This is a genomic window from Cupriavidus sp. LA-1 (assembly GCF_055385985.1).
In genome coordinates, this window is record NZ_AP031389.1 from 340,838 (window position 1) to 353,665 (window position 12,828).

The following is a 12,828-nucleotide window of genomic DNA, read 5'->3' on the forward strand; positions in this document are numbered from 1 at the left end:
ACCATGCTCTGCCTGACCACGCTGGTACTCGCCGGCGCGGCGCGGGCCGCAACGATTCAGGCTGTGATCAGCCCGAACGCCTTGGTAGTGCATGCCGATGGCAAAGACCGGCTGCACACGATCGCCGGAAAACCGGTCCTGTATTGCGGCCTCGACGCGTTTCTAGGCTGGTCGGCCAGGCTGGTTGGCGCATTGATCGAGCCCGGGGCCGAGGAAGGTCCAGTCGTCCAACTCGGCGGGAAGGCCGTGCCGGTCGCTGTCCTCCTCGCACGCGAAGGCTGGCTGCGGCCGCCCATCCTCACCGAAGCAGCCCAAGAAGCGCTCGCGGAGCGCCGTGGCGGGTGGCATTGCGCGCCGAAGACCGAGCCGTTTTCTCAGATGGGCCAACGAGTCGACCCCAAGATTACGGCTGGCATCGCGATGAATGAATCGGCATACCGCGGCCGCCCTTGGCCGTGGACCTTGAACGTCGCGGGGCGCGGCATGTTCTTCGCCACGCGCGAGGAAGCGTACGCGGCCGTCAACCGCCTGCTGGCCAGCCAGCGCTGCGATTTTGATGTCGGTCTCATGCAGGTGAACTGGTGCTATCACGGCAAGCGCTTCTCATCGCCTTGGGAAGCGCTCGCACCGGCGACCAATATCCGCGTAGCGGAGGACATCCTGGCTGAAAACCTGCGGCGCAGCGGCTCCCCGATGAAGGCCGTGGCCTGGTACCACAGCGCCAATCCGGAGCGCGGCGGCCCGTACTTCGCTCGTTTCATGAACCACGTCGCCCAATTCCGATGATCAGGTCGCTTCTTCTCTCCGCGCTGGTGTTGACGGCGAGCGCTCACGCTGCGACCGACACCGAGCCGCTGGACTTCGATTACCAGGTCGTTGCAGGGGCTGCGGATCGGCCCGCCCTGATCTTCAATGATGGGCTCTCGACGTATATCCAACCGCGGCCGGGCCAGGTGGTGCAGGCTGACGGTGCCGCGCAGAACGGCCCGTACTGGGTGGTCGATGGTGTTCCCGATGTGGTGCGCTATTCGGCCAACGGCCAAGCGGTCGTGGCGCGTTGGAAGCGAGCCAACGGCTTTACGTCCGAGCCGGCCAATCCGCTGGGCGATCTGCCGCGCGCGGCGATCTCGGGCAGGCTGGCTTTGATCGGCAGCTATACGGGCTTGCCACTGGTGCGTGCGGGACGGTCGTCCCTGCCCCTGGCGCAAATGGTCAAGTCTATTGCGCCTGCCGGTTGGACGGGCACGGCGCAGAAGGACATTCCGCTGACGGATGACGTCTCGCTTGAGTTGCAGGGTGGCGAGAACTGGCTCCAGGCGCTCGCGCGGGTCCTCGATCGCCGCAATCTTTACGCCGAAGTGGATTTCACTCGCCGCAACATCGCACTGCGGGTTGCGCCTCCGAAGAGCTTCTCGGTGATGGGTGAAGCGTCGGCCGCGGGGACGGGTGGGCTGGTGCAAGCCTCTGCGACAGCAGCCGATATGGAGCCGGGCGGCCCAACTGAAGCCGCAGCGTCGGAGCCGGTGGCCGGAACGCCTTTGCCGGAGGGCCCGACCCTGGCATCGGCCTTCGGTGCCGTCGCAATCCGCGACAACAAGCAGGGTCGCATCGAGATTCGGTTCGAGCGGGAGCCCAGGGACCTGGTGTTGCGCGACGAGTCCGATAGCAAGATCTGGACGAAGTGGGATGAGGCCCAGCGCGTGCTGTCCTTTGCCACCGTCGACCGGTTCACGGCGATAGCGGACGGAAAGTCCGTGAATGTGCAGCGCGTGCCGGAGATTGACTACGTCTTCCCGCGCGAGAACGACGCGGGGTTGGAAATGGCTTTCGAAAAGGACGGCGCGACGTACCTGAGCTTCGCCAAATCGATGGTCAGCGTGTCGGTCTTCGGCGATGACCATCAGCGCAACGGTGAGCAAAAGGACCGCTACTACAAATTCAACGGCATTGCGGCGCGATTGAGTGTGATCGCCGACGGAAACGTGGTCTACGTGGATCGCGTGCCGCAAGTGCGGTTCAAAGAGCAACCCGGGAAGGTGACGCTGTGATGATCCGCAGGATCGGAGCGCTGATCGTCACCTCGCTGCTGGCTGGGACTGCCTATGCCGACTGCCTGGACGATGCCGCCGTATTCCACGGTGTCAGCCCGTTGCTGCTGCGGAGCATCGCCATGCAGGAGTCCGGCATGAGGCCGTGGGTGACTAACCGAAATGCGAACGGCTCAGAGGATATTGGGCTCATGCAAATCAACTCGATTCACTTGCCGCGGCTGGGCAAGTACGGCATTACGCGGGGCCACCTCTTCGATGGCTGCGTGAATGCCTACGTCGGCGCCTGGATTCTGCGCGAGAACATCCAGCGCTTCGGCCCGACATGGAAGGCGGTTGGCGCCTACAACGCCGCATCGCCCGACAAGCAGTTGCGGTACGCCAACCAGATCCATGCCCGGTGGCAGGCGCTGCAACGTGCCGCATTGCGGTAGTCCATTCCGTTCAGTCGAAAGCATAGCTATGCGCCAATCCAACCGAACCATCCGCATCGTCGGGGCTATTGCCTCGCTGGTCACCGGTCTGTGCGTCACGCCGGCCGCAAACGCTTCCAAGGCACCCAGCGCGCATCCTGCACAACAACTGTCGAGCGATGGGTGGCAGTCGTTGCAGCCCGAGCGCACCAGCAAGACCGCCGGCGGGGAGGCACTGCTGGCCGCTGTGTCGCCCATCAGGACCACTGTGGCAGGCAGCGCCGTGCTGGGCTCCGGTGACACCTCGCCCGCTGCGGCGGCCGTCTCGCCGGTGACTCAAGAGTTCAGACTCCTCAAAGGGGAGCCCCTCCAACAACAGCTTCAAGGCTGGGCTACCCGGGCTGGCTGGACAGTGGCATGGAACGTCCCAGACGGTTGGATCGTTCCCGGCGACAAAGCTTACGGCAGTGACTTCGAAACGGCCGTCAAGCGTGTCGTCGAAGAGCTCGCGAGCAATGGTGCGGACGTGGTCGGCGATAGCTGGCGCGGCAACCGCACGGTGATCATCAGCCAAAACGGAATGGTGCAATGAGTATGCGAAGCAAACACTTTACGGCGGCTGCCGTGGCGGCCGCCACGTTGATGTCCGGCTGCGGCGTGATAGAAACACGCAATGTACAAACTGCGATCGGCAGTGAGGCCAACGCGCACTATGCCGGTGCGCCGCGCAGCCGGCCGGTGTTCCGTGTGCATGAGGGCGCATGGCTACTGGGAGAGAAGGTTCGCGCAAGCAAGCCACAACCGGACATCTACAGCAAGCATGTGGTGTTCAAAGGCAGCATCGGCTCGCTGACCGAGGCCGCCAACTGGATCGCGCAAAGCGTCGGTGTGCGCGCCACCGTGGACGCGTCGGCGCTGGCCGTCAGCCCGGCTCCGGTGCAAGCGGGGACACGACCGGGTGGCCCTATCCCGATGGGTGGGGCGCCGCGTACGGTGGAGCTCGGTGCGCCGCTGGCCGGCAGCGCTGCGGCATCGGCGAATGGCGCAAGCGTGGCGTTGGCATTGCCCCTGACCCTGCGCTATGAAGGCAATTTCAAAGGCTTCCTGGATGCGATCGAGGCGCATTTTGGCGCGTGGTCGCGCTACAACGACGGCACCGTGACCTTCTTCCGGACCGAGACCCGTACCTACATGCTTCCGAGCCTGGCGGACTCCTCATCCATGAACGGGACGATCACCACTTCGGACAGTAGCTCCGGCGGTATCTCCGGTGCCAGCAGCAATGGCAGTGGTGCTGGCGGAAGTGGCGCGGGGAGGAGCGGCCAGTCGATGAACACGTCGGTCGAGATGAAACCATGGGAAACCCTCCTGCAAACGGCAAAGGCGATTGCCGGCGCCAGTGCTGAGGTCGTTGTCGACAAGAACCTGGGCACCTTGACGGTCACTGGCGACCCCTTACAGTGCGATCGCGTGGAGCAGTTCGTGAAGAGCCTGGCCGCCATGTATGGCAAGCAGGTGGCCATCGATGTGCAGGTCTATGAGGTCCGCGTAACGCGCGAGGACAACTACGGCCTGAACCTCTCGCTCGCTTACCAAAGCTCCAGCGGCCATACCGGTGTCTCCTTCAGCTCACCCAGCACGCCGACTATCTCCGGCAGCGCCTCACCCATGAACCTGGGCGCAACGATCATGAGCGGCCCCCTGGCCGGAAGCAAGGCCGTGGTCCAGGCGCTCTCCAGCCTCGGCAACGTGTCGCAGGTGGTGTCGCGCTCGGGCGTCACCCAGAACGGCAAAGTGCTCGCCCTGCAGACGGCAACCCTGCAGGACTACGTGCCGCAATCGCAGACGACGTTGGCAGCGAATGTCGGTTCCACCAGTTCCATCCAGACCGGCACCGTGACCTATGGCTTTACCAGCGCGTTCCTGCCCAAGGTCGTCGATGGCCGGATCCTGATGAACTTCGACATGACGTTGTCGGACTTGCTGCCGCTGCAGCGGTTCAACGCAGGCGGGGACGCGAACCGGACGAGCGTGCAGCTGCGCACCATGCCGACCAATCGTTTCGCGCAGTCGGTAAGTCTCAAGCCCGGTGAATCTCTGGTGTTGACAGGCCTGCGCAACCAGAAGGCGGCGACGTCCAACAACGGCGTCGGTGAGCCATGGATGGCTGCGCTTGGTGGCGGTGTCGGCGCCACCAAGGGAGACACGGTCATCGCAATCGTGATCTCGGCCCGCCTCCTATAACCCAGAGACAACACCATGCAGAAACGCGCATTGAATCTTCGTTGGGCTGCGGCTGCCCTGACAATCGCCGCTGCTTGTCTGTCGGCCACCGCCACTACCACTGCGGCTTTCGCGTCGCCCAATCCGGCTGCCGCCGCGATTGCCTCCGTTGGGGCTGGCCCCGTGACCTCGCAGTCGGTTTCTAATCCCACGGCGAAATCAGTCACGGACGCTACCGCAGCGACCGCTGCAGCGAGTGCGGCTACGCCCGCCTCTGCAGGCGCCGCGGTCGAAGCCAACCAGCCGGCTCGGCACACGGATGCGCCGGAGCTGGCCGCCCTGCAGTCTCAGATCGCGCTGTGGAAGGCACGTGCGGAAATCGCCAAATACAAGGCGGAAGTGAAGCGCGCGGAGGACTCGATGACGGCCGCACCCACGGGGGCGCCGCAGCCAGGTGGGGCACCGTCAATTTCGCTGACCGGTCCGATGCCGACGGGTGGGACCATCGAACGCAGTCCGAGGGTGTCGTCGGATGGGACGCGCCTCGTGTCGCTGCGTGCCTTCGATGGCCACTACAACGCCATTCTCGAAGTCGGCGGGCGTACCGTGCCGGTTCATGCCGGTGACACGTTGGATGGCTGGAAGGTGGTGAGCATCGATGACGCCGGCGTGAAGCTTGCCAACGGCAAGCGCGCGCGCACCCTGAGGCCCTGAGCCATGGCAGAGATTTTGTCATTCCCCGGGATGAAGGGCGGCTTTGCCATTGGGTTGTCCTGGCTGCACGAGGAAGCACAGCCGAGCAAGAGCGCCTCGCGTGCATGCGCTCTGGAGCTTGGCCGCAATGTTCGTTGGGGCGTGGTACATGAAAGTGCCGAAGGTGCGGTCCAAAGTGGCTTCTGCGAACCTATCGCCGGCGCGAAGCCTGCTCGGCTAAAGCCGCTCGCCGCCATCGTTGCGAGCCAGCATCGTCAGCCATGGATGGGCCTCTTTCACCTGCAAGGCAGCCGTTACTGGTATGTGGCGGTCAGGCAAGGCCACGCCGTCATTACTGGTGGAGATCAGGTCGGCACGCTGGAAGAGTTGACTGCAGTCCGCGCGCAGCATCGGGCGCTGGGCGAATGGACGGAGGTTGAGGGAACGCTGCGCGACCTGGCGGCGATGGCGCGTGCGTCGAAGGGCGTGTCGGCTATGCGAGACGTCCTGACGAGGCCGTGGAAGTCGACCGCTTACGTCGTGGCAGCAATCGCGGGGACAGCCTCGCTCGCGGGAGGCGGGTGGTATTGGTATGACCAACAGCGGGAAGTGGAGCGCGAAGCCCAGCTGATGCGCCAACGCGCGATCGCCGCCGCGCAGCGAGCCAATGAGGCCGCGCAGCCACGGGTGTTGCCTTGGGTGGAAGAGGCCGCGCCGGTGGCTTTCCTTCAGGCATGCCGCCGGGCGTGGGACAAACAGTCGCTCGCGGACGCTGGGTGGACGCTCTCCGGATGGCATTGCAAGCCAGCGACCTCGACGACCCTGACGATCGAAACGAACTGGAAGCGGGACGGTGGGGTTGCCGCCAATGCGCCGGGCGTGCTCACTTCGGACGGCAATCAGGCGAATGCCTCGTCAAATGCCCCGGCTGCCTTCCTGCCTTCGGCGTCGGCAGTCCATTCCGTTGCGGATGCACAGCGGTCAATCTGGACCTACGCGCACGACAACGGCGTGGGCTTGCAGCTGACCATGCCGCCGGCGCTGCCCCCGTCAAACGGCAATGCACCAGTTGAGCCGTGGGTGGCAATGACTGCGGATATCGCTTTCGGTGCACCGCCGTGGCTGGGCGTTGGCGGCGGCCTTGCTGCCGTGCCTGGCTTGCGGCTCACGGAAGTCAGCTACGACGCAGCCACTCAGGCATGGAAGGGAATCGGGAAGCTGTACGCAATGCGGGACGGCGTATCGCCGCCCGTGGCGGCTAACCACAACGTCGGAAAACCACGATGATTGGGACCATTTCGCGCCTGTGGCGCAATCCGAGCCGAGATGCTGCTCGCTTCACGGCATTTGCCTTGCGGGCCGAGCCGTCGGTGAAATCCGACGTGCTGACCTTGCCCCCGCCACCGGATGTGTTGGCGCCCCATATCCTCTATCCGAAGACCCTTCCGGCAACCTTCGACCGCGTTGCCTGCAACATGAACCGCCTGACGGCTGAGCAAGCGGCGGCCCTGCGTCAGCGCGCGTCCGAGAGCGGACTCTATGTCGAGAATCTCGCCGAGGAGTTCGGCCTCACCAATGACGAAGTACAGCAGGTGCTGACGGTGCACGGTTGCGAAATCTACGTGGATGCGCGCCACTTTGGCACGCCTCGCTTTCTTACCTGGGAGGCCAAGCTGCGTCGCAGCGGTGCGGCGCCACAAGTGCGCAAGGTGTCCGCGCAGGAACTCTCAGTATTGCGACAGCAGCGCGGTACAGGCCAGTTGCAAGATGCAGACCTGCACACGTTGAGCCTGGCGCGCCGGCTGATTGCCGATTGCGCCGTGCTGGTCGCCTCGGACATCCATATCCTGGTCCGTGAGCACCATACCGAGATTCAGGTGCGGGTCAAAGGGGACCTGCGCACGGTCGCCGCCCTGTCCATGCGCAGGGAAGAGGGGGAGCGCCTGATCCGGGCAATGTACACGGGCTTGGCCACCGTGAAGGCCGCCACCTACAACCCGCTGGACGTCCAGGATGCGCAGATTGCCGGCGACGCGCTGCCCGGCACTGGCCTTTCCAGTGTGCGGATCGTCCGCGGGCCGGCCTATCCGGTGGAGAGCGGCGGTGGCTTTCTCGTGGCGCGCCTGCAATACCGGGAACATCACCAGGGAGCCAAGAAGTCCGAAGCGTTCGAGGCGGCGAAGCAATTGGACCTTCGGATGCCAGAGAGTCCGATGGGCGATTTCAAGCTCGGCGAGATGGGATACACGCCCTTGCAGGTGGAACTGATTTCGCAGTTACTTCGTCGGCCCATGGGGGTGATCGTCGTGACGGGCCCAACCGGCAGCGGCAAGACGACGACGCTCTACGAGTGCACCCGCCACCAGGCCCGTCTATTCCCCCAGAAGCGGCTGGTCACGATCGAGAACCCGACCGAGTACCCGATGGACTGGGCTATCCAGCTTGTCACGGAAAGCGAACGCTTTCCGGAGATGCTGCGCATGACACTGCGGATGGACCCGGATGCCGTACTTCTGGGCGAAATCCGTGGTGTTGAAGAGGCGATCGCAACGCTGCAGGCCGCGGCCACTGGTCACCTGGTACTGACAACCCTGCACGTGACCGATCCGTTCGAAACCTTCTTGCGGCTTGTCATGCTCGACCACGTGCGTCTGGCGATGGAAGTGATCTGCAACCACAACCAGGTCATCGGTCTGATTGCGCAACGGATCGTCCCGTTGCTTTGCTCGGAATGCTGCGTGCCAATTGAAAGCGCGGCAGAACCGCTGCCGGACTACATGATGCGTGCGATGCGCTCTTGGGGGGATCTTTCTGGCGTGCGCGTTCGCGGCGCAGGCTGCGAACACTGCTATGGCGAAGGCATTGTCGGTCAGCAGGCAGTGGCAGAGGTCGTAGTGACCAACGAGGCGCTGATGCAAGACTGCATCAACCATGGGGTGTTGGCGGCGAGGCGCAACCACAGGGCGCGGCCTGGCTCCGATAAGCCGATGATCGCTCACGCCATGGACTTGGTCCTGGCCGGCCGGCTCGATCCGGTCGACGCCGAGCGAAATGTCGATGCCATTCCGATGCGGGAGGAAGTGTGAACGGATTGTCCTGGGGAATGCGGCGGCGCCTGTATCAGCAGGCATCCAGCCAGTTGGAGAATGGGCTGACTCTCGCGCAGGTTCTGGAGGATTTCCGCGAACGGCAAGCTCGGCGCGGCAGAAAGCGCGCGGCCGAGGCGGCGAATGAGGTGGGCCGCCAGGTACGCGACGGCAAGACGCTGATGGCGGCAATGGGCGCAAGCCTGAGCGATCTCGAGCGCAGCGTGCTGGACGCGGGTGAGAGGGCGGGGCAATTGCCGGAAGCGATGCGGCTCGTGCTGGACGTTCGGGACCTGACGACACGCCTTCGTCAGAAGCTACAGGCGAGCTTTTTCGCGCCAACGGTGTATCTCGTGACGCTCTACGTGGGCTTGCTGCTGATCGGGGGATACATCGTCCCGCAGTTCCTCGACGTATTGCCGCTCCAAAAATGGACGGACTGGGCCTATGCGATGTACTGGATGGGGCAGTTGGCGGTGGGGTGGCCAGCGCCAGTGATTTTCGGCGGGCTCGGTGCATATGCCAGCTGGAGTTGGTGGGCGCTGTCTCGATGGACGGGGCAGGGCAGGCGAGTCTGTGACCGGCACGTGTTCCCGTTCACGGCGTATCGAGAGATTACTGGCTTCACCTGGCTGATGTCCTTCGTTGCACTGTTGCGGGCGAACGTACCTGACACCGTTGCGCTGGAGGGACAGATCAGCTCGGCGTCGCCCTGGCTGGCGTCACGGCTGCGGCCGATCCGTCTTGGGCTTGCTGATGGTCTGGACCTGGCGGAGGCCATGCGTCAGGCCGGCAATGGATTCCCGTCCTTGGACCTGATCGACGAGATCGGCGCATATGCGGGCTTCGATGACTTCACCGAAAAGATCACGGTGGCCGTGCGCCAGAACGCTGAGGTCATCGAGCGGCAGTTGCTCGCCAAAGGGATGGTCATGTCCGCGATCTTCACCGGGTTGATGTTCCTGGCCTTCGTGGTGCTGCAACTCGGCTCCAACTCTCTCTCATCGATTCTCACGTCCTCGATGGGACAGTTCTAACAAACGGCGTATTTCAAACTCAAAAGGGGTATCGAATGGATGGAATTCTCGGGCGCATCGTCGCCATTGTCTTGGGCCTGCTGGCACTGGTTGGCATCGCCTACGCGGGTTACAACGGCTTTCAGACCCACAAAGCCGGTGTAGTGGCGACCAACATCACGCAGCTGATTACGAACGCTCGTGCCGGATTCTCGCAAGGGAACAACGGGTATACCAACTTCACGACGGCGAACATCGCGGCCATGGTTACTGGCGGCATGTTTCCGACGGACATGGTGCGTGGTACGACGCTGGTCGATCCGTGGGGCAATGCAGTCACACTTTCGTCCGCCAACAATGGCTCGCAGGGCGTGATCACCTTCGGCGGCGGCAACGCACAGACCGCAAAGCAATGCGTAAGCGCAGCCGTGGGTCTCAAGGACTATGTGACGCTGACGGTCGGCTCGACGACGTTCAACCAGACCAACCTCCCCGACCAGGCGACCGCCGGCGCGGCCTGTAGCGCCACGGCGACCTTCGCTCTGACATTCCAGTGAGTAACGCGAGCGCGCGGGTACAGCGCCCGTTTCGGCATCGGTATTACGTCCACGATGGAAGGCAACGTAATCGCACGCTGCACTTTAGGGGTATGCATGGATGGGATTCTTGATCGGATCATCGCGATTGTTCTGGGCCAGTTGGCACTCGTTGGTGTTCTCCTACGCGGGCTACAACCGCTGCCAGAACCACAAAGCCGGGGTAACGGAAACCAAGATTGCACATCTGATCACGGTTGCCTGCGTAGGGTTGTCGGAGGGCAACGACGGCTAGAGAAGCTCACGACGGCGAACGTTCCGTCGATGGTTACCGGCGGGATGTTCCCGACGGACATGGTTCGCAGCACCACGCTGCTCTATCCCAGTGGCATGCCATGACCCTGCCTTCTGCCAACAGTGGCTCGCAGGGGTAATTCAGTTTAGTGGGGCGGCGCTCAGACCGCCAAGAAGTGCGTGAGCGCGGCCCTTGGCAGGACTGCCGCCTTCACGCTGCACCTTGCAGTGAGGTCGAGCGCTCGCGCTAGATCCTCAGGAGAAATGTCATGGGTTACCTGATCATGCCCATCGCCACGGTCCTGCTTTGCCTCGGGTTCGTGGCGCAACTCGCGCAGCTGTCGCAAGCGGCGCCCGGTGCCGGGGTGCCCGGTCGCATGGATTCCGTGGCCACCGTCACCGCACAGCAGGCCCAGGCCTACGGCGCCGCCTGCGTGGCCACCGCCGGCGCCACGCCCGGCCTGGTCGGGGTGAGTGTGGCGCCGGTGCTGCCGGCGGGCATGGTGACCCCTGCCGGCGCGGGCTGCATGGCCGTGGCCAACCCCGCTGGGGGGCGGGACGTGTACGGCTATGTGCGCGTGTCCTCAGGGGCGGGCGGATCGTTGCTTGGCACCACCCAAGGCAGCCTGGCGTGGTTCCGCGTGCGCAGTCAGGGCACGGCCGTCAATCTTGCAACCGGCATGGCGTACAGCGTGCCGGCAAACATTCCCGTTGGGGCGCTGGTCCACTGGGTCCAGCTGAACACCTGAGAAACGCATGGAAGCGATCCTCGGATATCTCATCGCACTGATGCTCTCGATGCTGAGCCTTGCCGGCTTCGCGACGTGGGCAAAAGCCGGCGTCACGAACGTGCAGACCGCCGCTGCGGCGAGCCAGATGCTGGTTTTTGATAAGGCCGCCCTCCAGTTCGTGCAGGACGAAGCCGCAACGCTGGCCGCCCAGGCCACGGCGAGTGTGCCGGTATCGGTCACGCCGGCGATGCTCGTCAATGGTGGCTATCTGCCCGCCGGATTCTCTGCGACGAATGTGTTCGGACAGACCTGGCTCCTCCAAGTCCTGCAGCCTACGCCAAACAACCTGCAGGCGCTCGTTACATCGCAGGGCGGCCGTGCCATCACGGATACGCGCCAGTTGGTGCAGATCGCCGCGCAAGCCGGTGCGCAAGGCGGCTTCGTGCCGTACGCAGGGCAGAACGGAGACCCGACGATGGTGCCAACTAGGGCCTATGGGGCGTACGGCGCATGGCAGGTGCCGCTGGCGAACTACACCAACCCAGGGAGTGGCCGGCTGGCTTCGTTGTTGGCCTTCACCGGAGTGCAGGCCAATAACGGATATCTGTACCGGGTCCAGGTACCGGGGCATCCCGAGCTGAACCAGATGCAGACGTCGATCGACATGGGCGGTAACGACATCAATAACGCAAGACGGGTGACCGCAAACACGTCGCTGACGAGCAACAGTGACACGTACCTGACCAGCACCGGCAGTCCCGGCGGAGCGTGTGGCGTTGACAGATCGATCCGAACAAGCGCAACGGGAACGGGGCTCGTGATCTGTTTTGGTGGCATTTGGCAGCCGATCGGCACGGCCGTCACGAATGTGACCGACGGTACGTGGTGCGGAAACAATGGACAGCTTGCCACGAGCGGTACAAACGTCGGCTACATCTGCAAAGGGAACCGGTATGTCGCATTGACCAACGGGTTGGGGAACTTGTCGATCACGCGGAAATTCGAGAACGTATCGGATGGAATGACGTTCTCTAAGGACAACTGCCCTGGCGGCACCGCTTGGGCGATGTACACACCAAGGCAGGAAATGGTGAATATCACTGGAACCGTAATGCCGCCCATTCAAGGAACGTACTTCTCAGTGAACGACTATGGCACCTACTGGTACGCGCAGGCAAGCGCCATGTCGCCTGCGGCTTGGTATAGCGGCAACGATACCGGGGCTCTTGGAGGTCAACTGCTGGGCACTGTCACGACAGGCTGCATGTACTAGAAGCAAGATCGATCTATGAAGCGCATTCTTTTGGCGAGCGTTCTCGCTGCCGAATTTTCAACAGCGGCCGCACAGTTGTACACGTTTCCGGCGTCACCAATGACAGTGGCAGACTGTCCTGCAGGGAAGATCTGGCTCGTCCAGAATGGTCTGGCCACTTGCGGCGCTCCAGCGCCGCCCCCGCCACCACCGCCTCCACCACCGCCTCCACCACCGCCTCCACCACCGCCAAACACGGTGACGTTTGTGCTTGTTGCTGGCGGTTTTGCGGCGGGTGGCGGCGTGCCGGTTCCAGCGGCTACCCCTTACGCATACTCGTACACATCCCGGCAAGGTTTCGGAGGCAGTAATGTAGAGTATGTGCTCTTCGGTAGTGTCCCCTACGATCAGTTGAAAGCTTCTGGCGGATACGCAGCATTGACGTCTGCGCTGGTCACCGTGAGAAATCCGGGGGCGTCGACGGCCGTGAACGGGTGGGTCATCACTCATGGCACACCGTCAATGCAGTTTCAAGT

At 63.5% G+C, this 12,828-nt stretch carries 12 protein-coding genes; all 12 read left to right on the forward strand.

From position 1 onward, the window contains the following. Nucleotides 1-3: 3 nt before the first annotated feature. The gene (locus tag ACZ5MJ_RS33895) at nucleotides 4-786 is read left to right on the forward strand and encodes a lysozyme family protein (protein WP_464227057.1); all 783 of its coding nucleotides are present in this window, start codon (nucleotides 4-6) and stop codon (nucleotides 784-786) included. After that, a complete protein-coding gene (locus ACZ5MJ_RS33900; RefSeq protein ID WP_464226846.1) occupies nucleotides 783-2,048 on the forward strand; it encodes a TrbG/VirB9 family P-type conjugative transfer protein in 1,266 nt (421 codons plus the stop codon). Before ACZ5MJ_RS33895 ends, ACZ5MJ_RS33900 begins: the two co-directional genes overlap by 4 nt. Further along, nucleotides 2,048-2,482, forward strand: coding sequence for a lytic transglycosylase domain-containing protein (locus tag ACZ5MJ_RS33905; protein WP_464226847.1), 435 nt, complete (start codon nucleotides 2,048-2,050; stop codon nucleotides 2,480-2,482). Before ACZ5MJ_RS33900 ends, ACZ5MJ_RS33905 begins: the two co-directional genes overlap by 1 nt. A gap of 28 nt (nucleotides 2,483-2,510) precedes the next feature. Next, entirely contained in the window at nucleotides 2,511-3,053 is a 543-nt protein-coding gene (locus tag ACZ5MJ_RS33910) for a toxin co-regulated pilus biosynthesis Q family protein (protein ID WP_464226849.1), read from the forward strand. Continuing rightward, the gene (locus tag ACZ5MJ_RS33915) at nucleotides 3,050-4,705 is read left to right on the forward strand and encodes a type II secretion system protein GspD (RefSeq protein WP_464226850.1); all 1,656 of its coding nucleotides are present in this window, start codon (nucleotides 3,050-3,052) and stop codon (nucleotides 4,703-4,705) included. The genes ACZ5MJ_RS33910 and ACZ5MJ_RS33915 overlap by 4 nt, the downstream gene beginning before the upstream one ends. A gap of 15 nt (nucleotides 4,706-4,720) precedes the next feature. Then, on the forward strand, nucleotides 4,721-5,398 hold the full coding sequence (pilP, locus tag ACZ5MJ_RS33920; RefSeq protein ID WP_464226851.1) for a type IV pilus biogenesis protein PilP: 678 nt from the start codon (nucleotides 4,721-4,723) through the stop codon (nucleotides 5,396-5,398). Nucleotides 5,399-5,401: 3 nt separating this feature from the next. Beyond that, complete coding sequence (pilO2, locus tag ACZ5MJ_RS33925; RefSeq protein ID WP_464226853.1) at nucleotides 5,402-6,664, forward strand: type 4b pilus protein PilO2; 1,263 nt, start codon at nucleotides 5,402-5,404, stop codon at nucleotides 6,662-6,664. Further along, complete coding sequence (locus tag ACZ5MJ_RS33930) at nucleotides 6,661-8,463, forward strand: GspE/PulE family protein (RefSeq protein ID WP_464226854.1); 1,803 nt, start codon at nucleotides 6,661-6,663, stop codon at nucleotides 8,461-8,463. The genes pilO2 and ACZ5MJ_RS33930 overlap by 4 nt, the downstream gene beginning before the upstream one ends. Then, nucleotides 8,460-9,500 (forward strand): type II secretion system F family protein, encoded by a 1,041-nt coding sequence (locus tag ACZ5MJ_RS33935; protein WP_464226855.1) that lies wholly within the window; start codon nucleotides 8,460-8,462, stop codon nucleotides 9,498-9,500. Before ACZ5MJ_RS33930 ends, ACZ5MJ_RS33935 begins: the two co-directional genes overlap by 4 nt. Before the next feature lie 35 nt (nucleotides 9,501-9,535). Next, nucleotides 9,536-10,036 carry a type 4 pilus major pilin gene (locus tag ACZ5MJ_RS33940; protein WP_464226856.1) on the forward strand — a complete coding sequence of 167 codons (501 nt, stop codon included), beginning with the start codon at nucleotides 9,536-9,538 and terminating at the stop codon, nucleotides 10,034-10,036. Between the two features lie 542 nt (nucleotides 10,037-10,578). Beyond that, the gene (locus ACZ5MJ_RS33945) at nucleotides 10,579-11,058 is read left to right on the forward strand and encodes a hypothetical protein (protein WP_464226857.1); all 480 of its coding nucleotides are present in this window, start codon (nucleotides 10,579-10,581) and stop codon (nucleotides 11,056-11,058) included. A 7-nt stretch (nucleotides 11,059-11,065) separates the two neighbouring features. After that, nucleotides 11,066-12,313, forward strand: a complete 1,248-nt coding sequence (gene pilV, locus ACZ5MJ_RS33950; RefSeq protein ID WP_464226859.1) for a shufflon system plasmid conjugative transfer pilus tip adhesin PilV — start codon at nucleotides 11,066-11,068, stop codon at nucleotides 12,311-12,313. The last annotated feature ends 515 nt before the right edge of the window (nucleotides 12,314-12,828 follow it).

Excerpts from the sequence above, each read along its gene's own strand:
- ACZ5MJ_RS33895 (WP_464227057.1), top strand. The coding sequence starts at position 4 with ATGCTCTGCCTGACCACGCTGGTACTCGCCGGCGCGGCGCGGGCCGCA.
- ACZ5MJ_RS33900 (WP_464226846.1), top strand. The coding sequence starts at position 783 with ATGATCAGGTCGCTTCTTCTCTCCGCGCTGGTGTTGACGGCGAGCGCT.
- ACZ5MJ_RS33905 (WP_464226847.1), top strand. The coding sequence starts at position 2,048 with ATGATCCGCAGGATCGGAGCGCTGATCGTCACCTCGCTGCTGGCTGGG.
- ACZ5MJ_RS33910 (WP_464226849.1), top strand. The coding sequence starts at position 2,511 with ATGCGCCAATCCAACCGAACCATCCGCATCGTCGGGGCTATTGCCTCG.
- ACZ5MJ_RS33915 (WP_464226850.1), top strand. The coding sequence starts at position 3,050 with ATGAGTATGCGAAGCAAACACTTTACGGCGGCTGCCGTGGCGGCCGCC.
- pilP (WP_464226851.1), top strand. The coding sequence starts at position 4,721 with ATGCAGAAACGCGCATTGAATCTTCGTTGGGCTGCGGCTGCCCTGACA.
- pilO2 (WP_464226853.1), top strand. The coding sequence starts at position 5,402 with ATGGCAGAGATTTTGTCATTCCCCGGGATGAAGGGCGGCTTTGCCATT.
- ACZ5MJ_RS33930 (WP_464226854.1), top strand. The coding sequence starts at position 6,661 with ATGATTGGGACCATTTCGCGCCTGTGGCGCAATCCGAGCCGAGATGCT.
- ACZ5MJ_RS33940 (WP_464226856.1), top strand. The coding sequence starts at position 9,536 with ATGGATGGAATTCTCGGGCGCATCGTCGCCATTGTCTTGGGCCTGCTG.
- ACZ5MJ_RS33945 (WP_464226857.1), top strand. The coding sequence starts at position 10,579 with ATGGGTTACCTGATCATGCCCATCGCCACGGTCCTGCTTTGCCTCGGG.
- pilV (WP_464226859.1), top strand. The coding sequence starts at position 11,066 with ATGGAAGCGATCCTCGGATATCTCATCGCACTGATGCTCTCGATGCTG.